Here is a 17,047-nt window from a genome sequence, read left to right on the forward strand (position 1 = left end):
GGCTCTCTAACTCGATTTAGAATCATTTGAAACAGTTATTTGTAGATCGGGTCACATTCCGTTAAGGTCGAAATCACCGACCCGTCACCTGACGGGCAGGGTCTCGGGAGCGCATGGGGATATGCGCAGTCTCGGCCAGGGTTGTCCATGGCCACCGAAGCACCCTGCCAGTGACCAGGTGCGGCCAATCCGTCCTAGGGGGAAACAATGAACAACCTGCGCGCCACCGTGTGCCTGAGCCTGTTGTTGTCCGCTGCGGCCGCATCGGCCCAGTCGCCAACCGAGTGTCCTTCGCTGCCCACCGGCAGCGACCTGCAATGGCAGCAACAGGTCACCAGCAGCTTCATCCTGTGCAAGGCGAGCACGACCGACGGCCGTGAAGTGATGAGCCTGATGCTCAGCTCGCGCGATCCGGAGATCCCGCTGTCCCGCCCGCTGCGCCAGGAAAAGGGCACCTTCGCCGGTGAGACGCTGTACTGGTACCAGCCCGATCTGGGCGGGCAGCAACCGCCGGGCTATGCGACCCGACGCGTCACCGTGGTGAAGTTCGACAAGAACCGCTACGCACAGATTTCGCTGTATGCCGGCGATGCCGGCGAACTGGGCTCGCTCCAGTCCATGGCGCAGGGAATGAATCTGAATCCTTCGGCAGTCGCCGCGGGCCGGTGACACGCACGGAGATGCGGAATTCCACGCATCTCCGCACCGGTAGTGCCGGCCACTGGCCGGCTCCCGGCGAAACCAGGCAATCCAAGGCGCCGGCCAACGGCCGGCGCCACCGCAGTTCAGAAGCGGCCTTCCTCGAAGTCCACGAAGGCCTGCATCAGCTCCTGCTTGGTGTTCATCACGAACGGACCGTGGCGCATGACCGGTTCGCGCAGCGGGCGGCCGGCCACCAGGATCAGGCGTGCACCGGCCGGACCGGCACGCAGCTGCAGCTGCCCGCCACCGCCCAGCACCGCCATCTCCTGGCGGGACACCGGGCGCGCATCCTCGCCCTCCCCGATCGACAGCTCGCCTTCGAACACATAGGCGAACGCGTTGTGGCCTTCCGGCAGCACGTAGTCCCACCCGGCACCGGCATCGAGCTGGATATCCAGGTACAGCGGATCAGTGGCCGGCTGCACGATCGGGCCGCGCGTGTCGCCCACCTGCCCCGCAATCACCTTCACCTGGACGCCCGGCGCCGGCTGAGCCACGGGAATGCGCTCGGGCGCGAACTCCTGGTACTTCGGGTCGGTCATCTTGTCGCGCGCCGGCAGGTTCACCCACAGCTGGAAGCCGCGCATCTGCCCCGATTCCTGTTCGGGCATTTCCGAATGCACCAGGCCGCGGCCGGCCGTCATCCACTGCACGCTGCCCGGGGTCAGCAGGCCTTCGTTGCCATGGTTGTCCTTGTGCCGCATGCGGCCGTCGAGCATGTAGGTGACGGTCTCGAAGCCCCGGTGCGGGTGGCTGGGGAAGCCGGCGATGTAGTCCTCGGCGCGGTCCGTGCCGAATTCATCCAACAGCAGGAACGGGTCCAGGTCGGGCAGCGACGGGCCGCCGATCACCCGGGTCAGGCGCACGCCCGCCCCGTCGGACGTGGCCATGCCACGAATGGTGCGCTGTACGCGCGCGGGGGTTGGGCTGGTCATGTTGACTCCGACGAAAGGATTCCAGGTACAAGATGGGCGCAGCCCCTGGAGGCGCCAACCGTCATGCCCGCAACCGATTGTTCCAAGCGTGGTGTTTCGTTCCCGTGCATGCGGCGGCCGGAGGAGCCCGCCCTGCCGGATCTACTACCAAAGTACTAGCGGCAAGCCTCCGCACGCGCATTGACCCGGTCACTGCCAGGGCGGACCCTTACGGAGTTCTTCAGGGAGACGCAATCTCATGAAAGGTTTTTCCAAGCTGGGTTGGGCGGCACTCGCGCTGCTCGGCGCATTCTGTCTTGGCACCGTCGCATTGCGGCGGGGCGAACAGATCAACGCACTGTGGATCGTGGTCGCCGCAGTCTCCATCTACCTCGTCGCCTACCGCTTCTACAGCCTGTTCATCGCCGACAAGGTGATGCAGCTGGACCCGACCCGGGCCACCCCGGCGGTGCTCAACAACGACGGTCTGGACTACGTTCCAACCAACAAGCACGTGCTGTTCGGCCACCACTTCGCCGCCATTGCCGGCGCCGGTCCGCTGGTGGGACCGGTGCTTGCCGCGCAGATGGGCTACCTGCCCGGGTTGCTCTGGCTGGTGGTCGGCGTGGTGCTGGCGGGCGCGGTGCAGGACTTCATGGTGCTGTTCATCTCGAGCCGCCGCAACGGGCGTTCGCTGGGTGACCTGGTGCGCGAGGAAATGGGCCAGGTGCCCGGCACCATCGCGCTGTTCGGCGCATTCCTGATCATGATCATCATCCTGGCGGTGCTGGCGATGGTGGTGGTGAAGGCGCTGGCCGAGAGCCCCTGGGGCATGTTCACGGTGATCGCAACCATGCCGATCGCGATCCTGATGGGCGTGTACATGCGCTACATCCGGCCCGGCAAGATCGGTGAGATCTCGGTGGTGGGTCTGATCCTGCTGCTGCTGGCGATCTGGTACGGCGGCAAGGTCGCGGCAGATCCGGTGTGGGGCCCGGCCTTCACGTTCACGGGGATCCAGATCACCTGGATGCTCATCGGGTACGGCTTCGTGGCGTCGGTGCTGCCGGTGTGGCTGCTGCTGGCCCCGCGCGATTACCTGTCCACGTTCCTCAAGATCGGCACGATCATCGCGCTGGCGGTGGGTATCCTGATCGTGATGCCGGAGCTGAAGATGCCGGCGCTGACCCAGTTCGCGGCCAGCGGAGATGGTCCGGTATGGAAGGGCGGGATGTTCCCGTTCCTGTTCATCACCATCGCGTGCGGTGCGGTATCGGGCTTCCATGCGCTGATCGCGTCGGGTACGACGCCGAAGCTGCTGGCCAATGAGCGCCACATGCGCTACATCGGCTACGGCGGCATGCTGATGGAATCGTTCGTGGCGGTGATGGCACTGGTTGCCGCGTCGATCATCGATCCGGGCATCTACTTCGCCATGAACAGCCCGGCGGCGGTGATTGGTGCCGATGCGGTATCGGCGGCCCACTACATCACGACGACGTGGGGCTTCACGATCACGCCGGAACAACTGGAAGCAACGGCGGCCGCGATTGGTGAGCCGACCATCCTGCACCGTGCCGGTGGCGCGCCGACGCTGGCGGTGGGTATCGCGCAGATCCTGCACCAGGCCATTCCGAGTGGCAGCAACGCGATGATGGCGTTCTGGTACCACTTCGCGATCCTGTTCGAGGCACTGTTCATCCTGACGGCGGTGGATGCGGGTACGCGTGCGGGTCGCTTCATGCTGCAGGACCTGCTGGGCAACTTCATTCCGGCGTTGAAGAAGACGGAATCGTGGACGGCGAACATCATCGCGACGGCAGGCTGCGTGGCGCTGTGGGGCTACTTGCTGTACACGGGCGTGGTGGATCCGTTCGGCGGCATCCAGACGTTGTGGCCGCTGTTCGGCATCTCGAACCAGATGCTGGCGGGTATCGCGCTGATGCTGGGCACGGTGGTGCTGTTCAAGATGAAGCGTGACCGCTACGCGTGGGTGACGGCGGTGCCGGCGGTATGGCTGCTGATCTGCACGACGTATGCGGGTCTGATCAAGATCTTCGACAGCAATCCGGCCCAGGGTTTCCTGGCGCAGGCGCACAAGTTCCAGGACGCCATTGCCAGCGGGACGATCACGGCCCCGGCCAAGACGGTGGGGCAGATGCAGCAGATCGTAGTGAACGCGTACGTGAACACGGGGCTGACGGTGCTGTTCCTGTTCGTGGTGTTCTCGATCCTGGCCTATGCGATCAAGACGATCGTGGTGGCACGCCGCACGCCGCAGCGTACGGACCGTGAGACGGAATACGTGGCGCTGCAGCCGCACCAGATGGCGGACCTGTAATGAGTACCGGTCTGGTTCCCGTCGGGCAGTACCAGGCACACCGCCGCATATGGCGGCGCCTGGTGCAGACGGCACGGTTGTGCTGCGGGATTCCCGATTACGACAACTACGTGCGGCACGTGCTGGAGAAGCATCCGGACCGCACGCCGATGGACTACAAGACGTTCTTCCGCGAACGCCAGGAAGCACGGTACGGCGGCCGCAACGGGGGGCGCTGCTGTTGAGATGTCAGGTATATTGAAACGGTAGGTCTCGACCGTTGGTCGAGACGACTTTCAAGCGAAAAGGCGGCGCAATTGCGCCGCCTTTTCTTTGGCTCTGATGTGCCATGGGCTGTGGCGGGGCGGGGGTGGGGGTGCGGGACACGCCGTGAACCGCCCTCCGGGCTCCGGCCCAACCGCCAGCGGTTGCGCGTTCCGTCGCACGCGAGGCAGTGCCTCGCAAGCCGTGCGACTTCACCCATGGGGGCTTGTAGAAAACATCCATGTTTTCTACAGTCCCGCACCCCCACCCCCGCCCCGCCATCCACAGATGGCTGATGACGGAACGAAAACGCGGTAGCGCCGGCCGTTGGCCGGCCCTCACGATGCTGATCGGGCCTTTACGCTCCGGCCATCCATTTAAGGATCAAGCCGGTCACGTATGCCAGACCTGTTCCCGTTGCGTACCCCACCGTGCCCAACAGCACGCCAACCGGTGCCAGACTCGGATGAAACGCGGCCGCCACCACCGGCGCCGATGCTGCGGCACCGATGTTGCCCATCGAGCCGATGCCGAAGAAGAACAACGGGGCGCGGACGAGCTTGGCCGCGATCCACAGCACGAGGATGTGGGTGAGCATCCAGATCACACCGAGCAGGAACAGCCACGGGCGGTCGAGCAGTGAGAGCAGGTTCATCTGCATGCCGATGCAGGCGATGAGGAAGTACAGGAACACGGTACCCAGGCGTGAGGCGCCGGCGGATTCGAGCGTGCGGGCGCGGGTGAAGCTGAGGCCCAGGCCGAGCGCGGTGGAGAGCAGCACCACCCAGACGAAGGCGCTGTCGAGGCTGAACTGGCTCGCCCAGCTGATGTGGGCCTTGAACCAGGCACTGAGGGGCGCCGCGATGGCATGGGCCAGCCCCACCCCGCCAAGGGCGACGCCGACGATGACCATGAGGTCGCTGAGCGTCGGAATGCGGGCGTTCTGCGCCTCGTAGGCGGTGATGCGCGCTTTCATTTCGTCGATGGCGCGGGTGTCGGCACCGTTGCGGGTGTCTATCTGCTGGGCGCGATTGGCCAGGAACAGCAGGATCGCCATCCACAGGCTGGCGCAGGCGACGTCGACGACGGCGAACTGGCCGAAGGTCGTGGCATCGGTGCCGAATACTTCGCGCATGGCCACCATGTTGGCGCCGCCACCAATCCAGCTGCCGGCCAGTGCCGCCATGCCGGCCCAGGTGTCGCCGGCCACGGTTTCAGGGTGAATCCACGCCATCAGCTGGAACGAGACAACCGCGCCGAGCATGATGCCGAACGTGCCGGCGCAGAACACCAGCAGGAGCTTCGGGCCGAGCTTGAGCACGCCCTTGAGGTCGATGGAGAGGGTAAGCAGCACCAGTGCGGCCGGCAGCAGCACGTCACGCGCGATGGGGTTGTACAGCGAGGTGTTGTGGCCGTCGATGAGGCCGGTGGTGTTGTAGATGGCCGGAATGAAGTAGCAGAGCAGCAGTGCGGGCACCCACGCGAATATCTTTCTGAGCAGCGGTGTGGGCCCGCTGGCCGCCCAGAAGATCAGGGCCAGGGTGGCGGCGATGAGGCCAAGGCCAACGATGTCGTTGGTGATGAGGGCAGTACTGGGTTCGGTCGGCATGACGCCATCCTCTGTCGATCGAAGGGGCAAAAAAAAAGCGCCGCATAAGGCGGCGCTCGTTTGAGCTTAACACTCTCATCACGCATGACCACCCCGCACTGCAACGCACCGAGGCGGTGGCGACACCGATTACGTCACGCGATGCGCGTCTCCGGGTTCGGGCAGTGACGCGCCCAGGTCCAGGATCACGCGGGTGCCGCGGGGTTCGCTCGGCTCGATGGTCAGTGCCCAGCCGAGGTGTTCGCACAGGCGTGCGATGAGTTCCAGACCGATCCCGCTCTGCTCGTTGCGGTCGCCGCGTGCCATGCGCGCATAGACGGCGGCGATCTCCTCCGGGCTCATGCCTTCGCCGGGATCCTGCAGGGTCACCACCGCGCGATCGGACACGCTGACGGTGATGGTGCCGCGGCCGCTGTTCTCGATTGCATTGCGCAGCAGGTTGCCGATGGCGGCCTGCACCACGCCCAGCGGCGCGATGATGTCCACGCTGGCCAGGCCTTGAACCGAGATCTGCAGGTCCTTGTCGCCCATCAGGTGGCGATGGTCTTCGATGATGTCGGGCAGCAGCTGGTCCAGCGCGATGCGCTCCTTCAGTGCAGCCAGCCGCGCCGGTTCGCGGGCAAGCACGAGCAGCAGCTGGATCAGCTGCTCCACGCCTTGGGCGGTGCGATGCACGCGCTGCATCTGCTGGCGGGCGCGGTCGGGCAACGCCGGCTGCTCCAGGGCGAGTTCGGCGGCACCGGTGATCACCGCGATGGGCGTCCTCAATTCATGGCTGGCGGTGCTGATGAAGACGCGCTCGCGCTCGACGAACTGCTCGTTGCGGGCGAGGTAATCGTTGAGCGCCGCGGCAATCACGTACAGCTCGGAACTGCCGCGCGGGTCCACTTCGACGCGCTGCCCGGGCACGCCCGGCCTGAGGCCGTCGATGTGGCGCGCCAGCGAGCGCAGCGGGCTGACCAGCCGGCTGACGCCGAACGAGGCCATGATCACCGTGACCAGGATCATCACCACGCCGGCCAGCATCACCCAGCGCGTGGCGAACTCCTCCAGCTCATGGAAGTCGTTGATATCCAGCACCAGCGCCAGCCGCCCTTGGCTGCCGGTGTCGCGCACCATCACCGCGCTGGCACGGTCGTTGATCAGGACGCCATCGTGCAGGCCTGGATGCAGGGTACGCAGGATGGCGGGAACCCCGGGGCTGTCATCGATGGTGAACAGCCGCAGCGTGTCCGAATCCTGCCAGCGGTAATGCGGCTCGTGCTCGATGTGATTGACGATGCTGTCCAGCTCGGAGTTCAACAGCGCGCGCCAGGCGGAGTGTTCGGCATGCTCGTGCACATAGTTGCCGACGCTGAACACCGCCAGCGAGATCAGCCCCAGGTAGCCCAGCAGCCACCACAGCAGGCGGCGATGCAGGGGCGCGGGCTTACGCAGTTTCATGGCTGCCTTCTGCGCTGGTCGGGCCAAGCCGGTAGCCCACGCGTGGCAGGGTGTGGATCAACTTGCGCTGGAACGGGCCATCCACGCTGCGGCGCAGCTCGTAGACGTGCGAACGCAGCAGGTCGCCATCGGGCGGTTCGTCGCCCCACAACGCGAACTCCAGCTGCTGGCGGGTCACCGCGCCGGGGCTGGCACGCATCAGCACTTCCAACAGCTTGCGGCAGGCCGGGTACAGGTGCAGCACGTGGCCGTCGCGCTGGGCCTCCAGCGTGGCCAGGTCGAGCTTGAGGTCGGCCACCTGCAGCACCTTGCGCGGGTTGCGGCCGTTCGCGCGCACCCGCAGGGCCTCCAGGCGTACTTCCAGTTCGGGCAGCGCGAAGGGTTTGGTCAGGTAGTCGTCCGCGCCCGCGCGGAAGCCGGCGATCTTGTCCGGCAACTCGTCGCGTGCGGTGAGCATGATCACCGGCACTTCCGAACCGTGCTCGACCCGGAGGCGGCGCAGTACGTCGGGGCCTTCCATGCGCGGCAGCATCCAGTCCAGGATCAACGCGTCGTAGTTCTGGGTCGCGGCCAGGTGCAGGCCGGTGACGCCATCGGGCGCGACGTCCAGGACGTGGCCACGCGCTTCGAAATACTCGAACAGGTTGGCGACCAGTTGGCGATTGTCTTCGATGACCAGGAGCCGCATGCGCAGGGAACTCGGGGGTGGTAGCCGGCATGGTACTGCCGGGCATGTCGGAATCCGGTCGCAATCAACCCGATTCGACACCTTTCTTACACGCCATGCACGAAAGTGCCCGTTTTCCTCGTGAACGGCCGCCCTTGTCGACCTTCCTGCCGCGCCCCACCTGGCGCCTGTTGACCTGCCTTGCCCTGCTGCTGGCCCTGGTCGCCGGTATCGGATTGCGCGCTCCGACCCCACCGGACGAACCCCGCTTCGTGCTTGCCGCCCGTGCCATGGTGACCACCGGCCAGTGGCTGCTGCCCCACCGCGGCAGCGAGCTGTACGCAGAGAAGCCGCCGGTGTTCATGTGGATGCAGGCGGCCAGCTACCCACTGGTACGCAACTGGAATCTGGCCTTCCTGCTGCCGTCGCTGCTCGCCGCGCTCGCCACGCTGTGGCTGAGCTGGGACCTGGCCCGGCGCCTGTGGAACCGGCGCATTGCGTGGTGGGCAGTACTGGCGCTGTCCAGTTGCCTTCAGTTCGGCCTGATGGCCAAGCGCGCGCAGATCGACATGGTGCTGGTGGCGTTGACCACGCTGTCGCTGTGGGGTCTCTTGCGACATCTACTGGAACGACCGAACACGCGCGCCCTGTGGGTGGCCGGCTTCGCCGCCGGACTCGGCACGGTCACCAAGGGCGTCGGCTTCCTCCCGCTGCTGGTGCTGTTGCCGTGGGCCGCGTGGCGCTGGCAGCAACGCCACCCGCCCGGACCCGCCCTGCCCCGCGCACGCGCCCTGCTGTGGCTGCTGCCCGCCTTCCTGCTGGGCACGGCGGTCTGGCTGGGCCCGCTGGGTATCGCGCTGCTCGACACTCCCTCGCCGGAGCTGCAGGCCTACGCCCGTGAACTGCTGTTCAAGCAGACCGGCACCCGTTATGCCAATGCCTGGCACCACGTGCAGCCGGCCTGGTACTACCTGCAGGTGATCGCCACGTTGTGGCTGCCCGGCAGCCTGCTGCTGCCCGCGCTGTTGCCCGCATGGTGGCGGCGCCTGCGCCGCGGCGACGGGCGCTGGTGGCTGCTGCTGGGCTGGGCGTTGCTGGTGCTGGTGTTCTTCAGCGCCAGCCCCGGCAAGCGCGAGGTCTACCTGTTCCCGATGCTGCCGGCGTTGTGCGTGGCCGCCGCGCCGTTGCTGCCCGGCCTGCTGCGCCGCGCCGGCACCCGCTGGCTGTTGCTGGCCTATGTGCTGGTACTGGGTGTGGCCGCCACCGCCATGGGTGCGCAGCTGCTCGGCGATGGTGCCTGGGCGCATGCGCAGCTGGCCCGGCGGGGGATGCCTGAAACCCTGCTGCCGGTGCTGGGCGGGTGGCTGCTCGGCTTCGGCATCGTGGTGCTGCTGTTGTCTGCCTGGCTGCGCCAGCGTCGTGCCGGCCAACTGGTGGTGGTGACCGCCCTGCTGCTGTGGAACCTGCACGGCTGGGGGCTGATGCCCGCGCTGGGTCCGTACAGCTCGGCCTCGGCACTGATGCAGCAGGTGGGCGAGCGGATCGGCCCCGATGCCGAGCTGGGCGCACTGGCCTGGCGTGAACAGAACCTGCTGCAGGCCGACCGCCCGGTGACCGACTTCGGCTTCAAACGGCCGTGGGACGCGCAGTGGCACGACGCGGGCCCCTGGCTGATGCAGGCGCCGCATTCGCGCTGGCTGCTGGTGCTGGAACAGGCACTCAGTCCGTGCGTGGATCGGGCGCAGGCAGTGATGATCGGCAGCGCCAACCGCAACCGCTGGTGGCTGGTGCCGGGGACGGCGTGGAATACCGCCTGCCACGCGGATCTGCCGCCGGATGCGGCAGCGGAGACCGACGACGGCGACTGAATCGCAGATGCATCGCAGACGCACGGCGCGTCGCGATTAACGTGCGGGGAACATCGCTCCGACTGCGCTCCGACACGCCGCTGACGACCATGGCGCCGGTTTCCCCGCCGGCCCTGCCTTGATGCTTCGTGTTCCTGCTGTGCTCGTTTTCTCCCCGCCAGATGCACCCGTGCACGCGTCCTCCTTCCTGCGCCGTCATCTCGGCTGGCCGCTGCTGGCGACCCTGGCCGCCAGCGCGGTGCTGATGGCCGGCGGTGGCGACCAGTGGCTGGCCGACCAGCTGTACCGCCTGGAAGGCGATCAGTGGCTGCTGCAGAACGCATGGGCAACCAGCCAGCTGATCCACATGGGCGGAAAGTGGCTCAGTGCGGCCGCCACGCTGCTGGCCATCGGGCTGTGCGTCCGCGCGTGGCGATACCCGCGCGCGGCCGCATGGCGCTGGCCGCTGCTCTATCTGGTCCTGGCCGTGGCGCTGGGTACCGGCGTGGTGTCGCTGCTGAAGTCGGCCACCAACATGGACTGCCCGTGGGATCTGGCACGCTACGGCGGCCTGCGCGAGTACGTGGGCCTGTTCGCCCCCCGCCCGCACGGCATGCCACGTGGCGTGTGCTTCCCGGCCGGGCACGCCAGTGCCGGGTTTGCCTGGGTCAGCCTGTACTTCTTCGCGCTGCTGGTTCAACCAGCGTGGCGCTGGCGCGGCCTGGCGATCGGTCTGGTGGCCGGTGGCGTGTTCGGCATCGCCCAGCAGTTGCGTGGCGCCCACTTTCTGTCGCATGACCTGTGGACGCTGGCGACGTGCTGGACGGTGTCGCTGCTGCTGTACCTGCTGGTACGGCGCATCTGCACACCCGATCCACGCATCGGCGCAGAGGGAACCCGCGCATGAATGCCATCGCGTCGCGCGCGCCGCGCCTTACTACGTTCACCGCACTCCTGCAGTGGCGCCCGAGCTGTTCCACCGAAACGCTCATCGCGCTTGCCAGCCTGTTCTTCGCGCTGGCCTGCAATGGCCTGTTCTGGCACAGCGCGATGGCGACCCACCCGGGCAGCCTGCGCTTTGCGATGTCGTTGCTGCTGTTGCTGGTTGGCGCGCACAGTCTGTTGATGGGCCTGCTGGTGTGGCGCTGGAATGCCAAGGTGGTGATGGGGGTGTTGCTGCTGGGCACCGCCATGGCCGCCCATTACATGGGCACGTTCCACATCTACCTGGATGCGGACATGCTGCGCAACGTACTGGCGACCGACCACAAGGAAAGCCGCGAGCTGATCACCCCCAGCCTGATCGCGCCGCTCCTGCTGCTCGCCCTGCTGCCGATGACGGTGCTGTGGCGCGTGCAGCTGGTGCGGCGCAGCTGGGGCAAGGCGCTGCTGTGGCGCGGGGGCTTCCTGCTGCTGTCGGCGGCGGTCGCATTGGGCGGGGCGATGCTGTCCTTCCAGGAGATGTCGGCCCTGATGCGCAACCAGCGCGAAGTGCCTTACCTGGCGACGCCGGGCAACGTCCTGCTCGGCCTGCCCAAGGCGCTGCGCGGCGACAACCCGATCCAGCGCGCGCCCAAGCTGCCGATCGGCCTGGATGCCAAGGCCACCTCACGCAGCGCCGAAAGCCGCCCGCGGCTGCTGGTGATCGTGATGGGCGAAACCGCGCGCGCGCAGAACTGGGGCTTGAACGGCTACGGCCGGCAGACCACGCCCCAGCTGGCGCAGACCAACGCCATCAACTTCCCCGACATGCATTCCTGCGGCACCAGCACCGAAGTCTCACTGCCATGCCTGTTCTCGCCCTATGGTCGTCACGACTACGACGAGAAGAAGATCCGCGCCCACCAGTCGCTGCTGCACGTGCTCGAGCACGCCGGTATCGGCACGCTCTGGCGCGACAACCAGTCCGGCTGCAAGGGCGTCTGCGAAGGGCTGCCGATGCAGGCGCTGGACGATGCGAAGAACCCGCCGCTGTGCGCCAACGGCCGCTGCATGGACGAGATCCTGATCGATGACCTGGCCGCGCAGGTGCGCGCCCGCCCCGGCGACCGCGTGGTGGTGCTGCACCAGCTGGGCAATCACGGCCCGAGCTACTACGAGCGCTACCCTACCCGCTTCCGCCGCTTCACCCCCACCTGCGACACGGCCGACCTCGGCAAGTGCAGCCGCGAAGAGATCACCAACAGCTACGACAACGCGCTGCTGTACACCGACCACCTGCTGGCCCGGACCATCGGCGCGCTGCAGGGCATGCAGGACTACGACACGGCCATGATCTACCTCTCCGACCACGGCGAGTCGCTCGGCGAGAAGGGCCTGTACCTGCACGGGGTACCGTACGCGATCGCGCCGCAGGAACAGACCCGGGTGCCGATGACGATGTGGTTCTCGCCCGGCTTCGCGGCCAGCCGCGGCCTGGACCTGGCCTGCGTGCGGCGCCGCGCCACGCAGTACACCGACCACGACAACCTGTTCCCGTCGGTGCTGGGCCTGATGCAGGTGAAGACAGCGCTGTACGAACCCGGCCGCGACCTGTTCGCCGGCTGCGAACGCTGACGGGACCTCCGGGCCTTGCGGTGCGGCGGCGGCCCCACTAGCCTTCGCCGGTCTGTCACCACCCAAGGATGTCCCCGTGAACCACCGCCCGCTCCTGCTGGCCCTGGCTGTCGGTGCTGCCGCACTGACGCTGGCGGCCTGCCAGAAGGAACCGTCCCCGGCCGATGCACCGGCCGCAGGCACCGCCAAGCCGACCGAAACCGCGGACCAGTTCATCGCCCGCGTCAACGCCGAGTACAAGGCCCTGTACCCGGAAATGACCTCGGCGCAATGGCTGTCCTCGACCTATATCAACGACGATTCCGAGCGCGTGGCGGCCAAGGCCAACGAGCGCTGGCTGACCATCCTCAATGGTTGGATCGCCCAGGCCGGGCAGTACGACGGCCAGCCGATGACCGAGGACACCAAGCGCCAGATCCACCTGCTCAAGCTGATGACGGCCATGCCGGCACCGCGTGACCCGGCCAAGCTCGGCGAGCTGACCCGCATCGCCAGCCGCATGGAAGGCGCCTACGGCGCTGGCAAGTACTGCACCGACGACGCCAACCCGGCCACCTGCCGCCAGTTGGGCGACCTGGAGCAGGTGCTGGCGCGCAGCCGCGACTACGACGCGCAGCTGGACGCCTGGCAGGGCTGGCACGGCACCACCAAGCCGATGCGCGCCGATTACCAGCGCTTCGTAGGCTTGGTCAACGAAGGCGCCAAGGAAATGGGCTTCGCCGATGCCGGCCAGATGTGGCGCAGCGGCTACGACATGCCTGCCGAGCAGATCGGCCCGGAAACCGACCGCCTGTGGGAACAGGTCAAGCCGATGTACGAGCAGCTGCACTGCTATGCGCGCACCAAGCTGGACGCTACCTACGGCAAGGACAAGGCGGAGACCGAAGGCGGCCTGATCGCTGCACACCTGCTGGGCAACATGTGGCAGCAGGACTGGTCCAACCTGTGGGACCAGCTGGAGCCCTACCCGGGTGCGGGCAGCCTGGACATCACCGCTGCGCTGGAAAAGCAGTACCAGACCAACCTCAGCGGCGCGCTGGCCAAGGCCGGCGGCAGCAACCTCAACGTGGAAGCGCAGTTCAAGGCGCAGCGTGAGGCCGAACTGCGCACCGCCAAGCAGATGACCGAACGCGCGCAGGACTTCTACGTGTCGCTGGGCATGCCGGCGCTGCCGAAGTCGTACTGGGACAAGACCCAGTTCATCAAGCCGCTGGACCGCGACGTGGTCTGCCACGCCAGCGCGTGGGACATGAACATGGAAGGCGACGTGCGCACCAAGATGTGCATCAAGCCGACCGAAGAGAACTTCACCACGATCTACCACGAGCTCGGCCATATCTATTACGACCTGGCCTACAACCCGCTGCCGCCGCTGTTCCAGGGCGGTGCCAACGATGGTTTCCACGAGGCGATCGGCGACACCATCGTGCTGGCGATGACGCCGCAGTACCTCAACTCGATCGGTCTTGTGGACAAGCCGCAGGAGAGCCGCGAGGCCACCATCAACGCGCAGATGCGCATGGCGCTGAGCGGCGTGTCGTTCCTGCCGTTCGGCCTGATGATCGACCGCTGGCGCTGGGGCGTGTTCGATGGTTCGATCACCCCGGACCAGTACAACAAGGCATGGTGGGACCTGAAGGCGAAGTACCAGGGCGTTGCGCCGGCATCGGCGCGTGGCGAGGAGTTCTTCGATCCGGGCGCGAAGTACCACGTGCCGGGCAACACGCCGTACACGCGTTACTTCCTGGCGCGCATCCTGCAGTTCCAGTTCTACAAGGGCCTGTGCGATGCGGCCGGCTACAAGGGCCCGCTGCACCAGTGCAGCTTCTACGGCAACAAGGAAGCCGGCCAGAAGTTCTGGGCGATGCTGAGCAAGGGTGCCAGCCAGCCGTGGCAGGCCACGCTGAAGGAGATCACCGGCGGCGACAAGCTGGATGCCGGCCCGATGATCGAGTACTTCACCCCGGTCAACGAATGGCTCAAGCAGCAGAACCAGGGCCAGATGTGCGGCTGGCAGGCGCCGGGGGCCCCTGCCGCGCCGAAGGCACCGTAAACCCGAAAAGCCGGCCTGCATGGCCGGCTTTTTTTTTGGTTCTTCGCGCAAGGGAGCGGAACGTCTCGTTCCCACGGGCCGTCGAAGCTTGGCGCACGGTCTTCGATCGGATCTGCCGCGAGCGTTTAGGGCCCCGCCGCGGCCGGCAGGCCCCTATGCAAATGTCCCCCGGCGTCGGCCTGCGCCGCCGCCTCCTCCTTTACTTTGCCAGGGACCTACCGGCCGCGACGGGGCTCGGCTTGCGGTTCGCAGGAAAAGGCAAAATCCGGGACGGAGGACGTTAATCGGGGACGGTGAGGCTTAACCTCCTCCGTCCCCTTTTTAGGCATTGCCAGGGACCTACCGGCCGCGACGGGGCTCGGCTTGCGGTTCGCGATGGAAAAGCGGGGGCACGGTGCAACGCCGGTGGGGCGAGTGCGGGGCCGGCATGCCCTTGTGGCGAAGTAAAGGAGGAGGGGGCGGCCGCAGGCCGACGCCGGGGGACATTCGCAGGCAAGGGTATGCCGGCCCCGCGCTCGCCCCACCGGCAGCCGCGTCTGGTTGAGCGCGCGTGTTATGGCGCAGACACGCAGGGCGTTGCGTTACGCCTTGGGTTTTAGGGAAGCCGCGAGTTCTTCCTTGAACTGCTCGAAATCCTTGCCCTCGGCCTTGGCCTCGGCATGTGCGGCGTCTTTCAGCGCGTCCGAATACACCAGGCGCACCGGCGTGCCCTGGCGCTCCTGCAGCTCGGCGGCCTGCATGATCAACGCCAGCACGCGCGCGGCGCTGGTGGTCTGGCCGGCGATGCGGCCGTCCATGCCGAGCACCCATTCGCCATCGCGGCGGACCACGCCCGCCAGCAGCGTGCGTTGCTGGTCGCGCAGTTCGGCATGCGGTTCCACCGGCGAGGCATGCGCCTTCTCACGGTTGGCTGCTTCGGTTTCGCGGCGCCGGCGCAGGTCACGGCGCAGTTTGGAGGTGGTCGACATCGGGGACTTCCGGACTGCATCAAAGATCAAAGGATAGCGCACCGGGCCAGGCGCACCATGGGCCGAACCCGGCGCACCGGGGACTCAGGCGGCGCCTGCCAGCGCGTCGCGGCGACGCTCGCAGCGGCGTTCCCAGTACCAGAAGCTGGCACCGATGGCGAAGAAGCCGGCGTACCCCAGCGCCAGGTGCAGCGGCCGGGCGCTGAGCATGGGCGACACCACGCCCGCCACCACGGTGTTGATCATCAGCTGGATGAACATCTGCATGGACGAGGCCAAGCCGCGCTGGTGCGGGTACATGTCCAGCACCGCCAGTGCCAGGATCGGGAAGATCAGCGCCATGCCCACGCCACCAAGGAAGATCGGCAGCACCGCCCACGGCAACGCGATCTGCCCCACCGACAGCACGTACGCAAGATTGACCGCCGCCGACACCGCGCACAGCGCAAAGCCGATCCCGACCTGCCGCTGCGCCGTCATCCGCCCCGCCATGCGACCGGACAGGAACGAGCCCACGGTCATGCCGCCGATGGTGGGGATGAACAACCAGGCAAAACCGCCCTCGCCCAGCTTCAGGTGCTGCATCACGAACACCGGCGCCGAGGCGATGTACAGGAAAATGCCGGAGAAATTGAACGCACCGGCCGCCGCCAATCGCAGCAGTCGCGGGTTGGTGCCCATGCTCACGTAGCTGCGCAGCAGCGCGCGCATCGACAGCGGCGTGCGCGCCTCCACCGGGTGGGTCTCCGGCAACCACTTGCCGGTGGCCAGCAGCAGCACCACCGCGAACACCACCAGGAACCAGAAGATCAACGGCCAATCGCCGCCGCCGAGGAGGATCCAGCCGCCGATGATCGGCGCGATCGCCGGGGCGATGCCGAAGATCATCGACACCTGGCTCATCAGTCGCTGTGCGTCTGCACCGTGGTAGAGGTCGCGGATGACCGCGCGGCCCACGATCACGCCAACGCCTGCGGTCACGCCCTGCAGCGCGCGGAACACCAGCAGCGTGGTCAGGTCGCGCGACAGCGCACACCCCACCGAGGCGGCGATGAACAGTACCAGCCCGCCGATGATCACCCGGCGGCGTCCGAACGCATCAGACAGCGGACCGTGCGCCAGGCTCATCAGCCCATAAAACAGCAGGTAGACGCTCACGGTCTGCTGCACCGCGACCTGGTCCACCTGCATGCGTTCGCCCAGCAGCAGGAAGGCCGGGAAAATGGTGTCGATCGAGAACGGACCGAACATGGCCAGCCCGGCGAGCAGCAGGGCCAGGCGGCGGGTCGAAGGTGAGGCGGGCGTCATCGGGTCTTCCGTCAACGGCCATGCGCGAACGCATGGAAGGCGCCGGCCCGGAACGGGTGGCACCTGATGAATACGAGTATCCGGCCATGATAGGACGTCCGCCTGCCCGGCACCATGCCCGAGGCCCGGTGAGGGACGGGTTCGGGCCCCCTGTTCATGTGGCGGACGGGCGTTGACGGGCTGGCCGCTGGGCTATAATCGCCGGGCTACATGGTGGGAGAAGCGGACCGTTGTTTTGACACCCGCTGCCGAAGGCGCAACGCCCGTAATCGCTCAGGCCCGATACCACCCGCACCAAAACTCTGGAGAGACCGGCCACTGCCGGCGCCGAAGGGGCACGGAGCACGCAGATGCGCGCTTTTAAACTCTCAGGCAAAAGGACAGAGGGGCACCCAG

Annotated in this window: 13 protein-coding genes and 1 riboswitch; of the genes, 7 read left to right on the top strand and 6 right to left on the bottom strand. The window is 66.9% G+C overall.

Features of this window, described 5'->3' with window-relative positions:
* Positions 1-207 precede the first annotated feature (207 nt).
* Positions 208-669, top strand: coding sequence for a hypothetical protein (locus tag AC3ITN_RS14245; protein WP_313343018.1), 462 nt, complete (start codon positions 208-210; stop codon positions 667-669).
* A gap of 116 nt (positions 670-785) precedes the next feature.
* Here AC3ITN_RS14245 and AC3ITN_RS14250 read toward each other — a convergent pair whose 3' ends face one another.
* Positions 786-1,637 carry a pirin family protein gene (locus AC3ITN_RS14250; protein WP_489390920.1) on the bottom strand — a complete coding sequence of 284 codons (852 nt, stop codon included), beginning with the start codon at positions 1,635-1,637 and terminating at the stop codon, positions 786-788.
* A 238-nt stretch (positions 1,638-1,875) separates the two neighbouring features.
* Between AC3ITN_RS14250 and AC3ITN_RS14255 the strand changes: the two genes are divergently transcribed.
* Together AC3ITN_RS14255 and AC3ITN_RS14260 are read left to right on the top strand one after the other, a co-directional pair.
* A complete protein-coding gene (locus tag AC3ITN_RS14255) occupies positions 1,876-3,957 on the top strand; it encodes a carbon starvation CstA family protein (protein ID WP_313343013.1) in 2,082 nt (693 codons plus the stop codon).
* The gene (locus AC3ITN_RS14260) at positions 3,957-4,181 is read left to right on the top strand and encodes a YbdD/YjiX family protein (RefSeq protein ID WP_068853636.1); all 225 of its coding nucleotides are present in this window, start codon (positions 3,957-3,959) and stop codon (positions 4,179-4,181) included. Before AC3ITN_RS14255 ends, AC3ITN_RS14260 begins: the two co-directional genes overlap by 1 nt.
* 377 nt (positions 4,182-4,558) lie before the next feature.
* Here AC3ITN_RS14260 and AC3ITN_RS14265 read toward each other — a convergent pair whose 3' ends face one another.
* The 3 genes from AC3ITN_RS14265 to AC3ITN_RS14275 form a co-directional block, all read right to left on the bottom strand.
* Positions 4,559-5,809, bottom strand: coding sequence for a DUF819 family protein (locus AC3ITN_RS14265; RefSeq protein WP_489390921.1), 1,251 nt, complete (start codon positions 5,807-5,809; stop codon positions 4,559-4,561).
* A gap of 129 nt (positions 5,810-5,938) precedes the next feature.
* Positions 5,939-7,252, bottom strand: a complete 1,314-nt coding sequence (locus AC3ITN_RS14270) for a sensor histidine kinase (RefSeq protein ID WP_489390922.1) — start codon at positions 7,250-7,252, stop codon at positions 5,939-5,941.
* Entirely contained in the window at positions 7,239-7,940 is a 702-nt protein-coding gene (locus tag AC3ITN_RS14275) for a response regulator transcription factor (RefSeq protein ID WP_489390923.1), read from the bottom strand. Before AC3ITN_RS14275 ends, AC3ITN_RS14270 begins: the two co-directional genes overlap by 14 nt.
* Before the next feature lie 95 nt (positions 7,941-8,035).
* On the opposite strand from AC3ITN_RS14275, the gene AC3ITN_RS14280 reads away from it, so the two are divergent.
* From AC3ITN_RS14280 to AC3ITN_RS14295, 4 genes are all read left to right on the top strand, one after another.
* Positions 8,036-9,787 (top strand): ArnT family glycosyltransferase, encoded by a 1,752-nt coding sequence (locus AC3ITN_RS14280; RefSeq protein ID WP_489390924.1) that lies wholly within the window; start codon positions 8,036-8,038, stop codon positions 9,785-9,787.
* A 121-nt stretch (positions 9,788-9,908) separates the two neighbouring features.
* Positions 9,909-10,673 carry a phosphatase PAP2 family protein gene (locus AC3ITN_RS14285; protein WP_489390925.1) on the top strand — a complete coding sequence of 255 codons (765 nt, stop codon included), beginning with the start codon at positions 9,909-9,911 and terminating at the stop codon, positions 10,671-10,673.
* Positions 10,670-12,322, top strand: a complete 1,653-nt coding sequence (locus AC3ITN_RS14290; protein ID WP_489390926.1) for a phosphoethanolamine transferase — start codon at positions 10,670-10,672, stop codon at positions 12,320-12,322. The genes AC3ITN_RS14285 and AC3ITN_RS14290 overlap by 4 nt, the downstream gene beginning before the upstream one ends.
* Positions 12,323-12,398: 76 nt before the next feature.
* The gene (locus AC3ITN_RS14295; protein WP_489390927.1) at positions 12,399-14,375 is read left to right on the top strand and encodes a M2 family metallopeptidase; all 1,977 of its coding nucleotides are present in this window, start codon (positions 12,399-12,401) and stop codon (positions 14,373-14,375) included.
* Positions 14,376-14,956: 581 nt separating this feature from the next.
* Here the strand turns inward: AC3ITN_RS14295 and AC3ITN_RS14300 are convergent.
* Both AC3ITN_RS14300 and AC3ITN_RS14305 read right to left on the bottom strand, forming a co-directional pair.
* The gene (locus AC3ITN_RS14300) at positions 14,957-15,343 is read right to left on the bottom strand and encodes a hypothetical protein (protein WP_489390928.1); all 387 of its coding nucleotides are present in this window, start codon (positions 15,341-15,343) and stop codon (positions 14,957-14,959) included.
* Positions 15,344-15,427: 84 nt separating this feature from the next.
* Entirely contained in the window at positions 15,428-16,651 is a 1,224-nt protein-coding gene (locus AC3ITN_RS14305) for a multidrug effflux MFS transporter (protein WP_313342993.1), read from the bottom strand.
* 292 nt (positions 16,652-16,943) lie between these two features.
* Positions 16,944-17,045, top strand: a riboswitch (glycine riboswitch).
* The last annotated feature ends 2 nt before the right edge of the window (positions 17,046-17,047 follow it).

The organism is Stenotrophomonas sp. KH_036_B (assembly GCF_057839485.1).

Bases quoted from the DNA above. Each gene is read 5' to 3' on its own strand.
- AC3ITN_RS14245 (WP_313343018.1), top strand. From the start codon at position 208: ATGAACAACCTGCGCGCCACCGTGTGCCTGAGCCTGTTGTTGTCCGCT.
- AC3ITN_RS14250 (WP_489390920.1), bottom strand. From the start codon at position 1,637: ATGACCAGCCCAACCCCCGCGCGCGTACAGCGCACCATTCGTGGCATG.
- AC3ITN_RS14255 (WP_313343013.1), top strand. From the start codon at position 1,876: ATGAAAGGTTTTTCCAAGCTGGGTTGGGCGGCACTCGCGCTGCTCGGC.
- AC3ITN_RS14260 (WP_068853636.1), top strand. From the start codon at position 3,957: ATGAGTACCGGTCTGGTTCCCGTCGGGCAGTACCAGGCACACCGCCGC.
- AC3ITN_RS14265 (WP_489390921.1), bottom strand. From the start codon at position 5,809: ATGCCGACCGAACCCAGTACTGCCCTCATCACCAACGACATCGTTGGC.
- AC3ITN_RS14270 (WP_489390922.1), bottom strand. From the start codon at position 7,252: ATGAAACTGCGTAAGCCCGCGCCCCTGCATCGCCGCCTGCTGTGGTGG.
- AC3ITN_RS14275 (WP_489390923.1), bottom strand. From the start codon at position 7,940: ATGCGGCTCCTGGTCATCGAAGACAATCGCCAACTGGTCGCCAACCTG.
- AC3ITN_RS14280 (WP_489390924.1), top strand. From the start codon at position 8,036: ATGCACGAAAGTGCCCGTTTTCCTCGTGAACGGCCGCCCTTGTCGACC.
- AC3ITN_RS14285 (WP_489390925.1), top strand. From the start codon at position 9,909: ATGCTTCGTGTTCCTGCTGTGCTCGTTTTCTCCCCGCCAGATGCACCC.
- AC3ITN_RS14290 (WP_489390926.1), top strand. From the start codon at position 10,670: ATGAATGCCATCGCGTCGCGCGCGCCGCGCCTTACTACGTTCACCGCA.
- AC3ITN_RS14300 (WP_489390928.1), bottom strand. From the start codon at position 15,343: ATGTCGACCACCTCCAAACTGCGCCGTGACCTGCGCCGGCGCCGCGAA.
- AC3ITN_RS14305 (WP_313342993.1), bottom strand. From the start codon at position 16,651: ATGACGCCCGCCTCACCTTCGACCCGCCGCCTGGCCCTGCTGCTCGCC.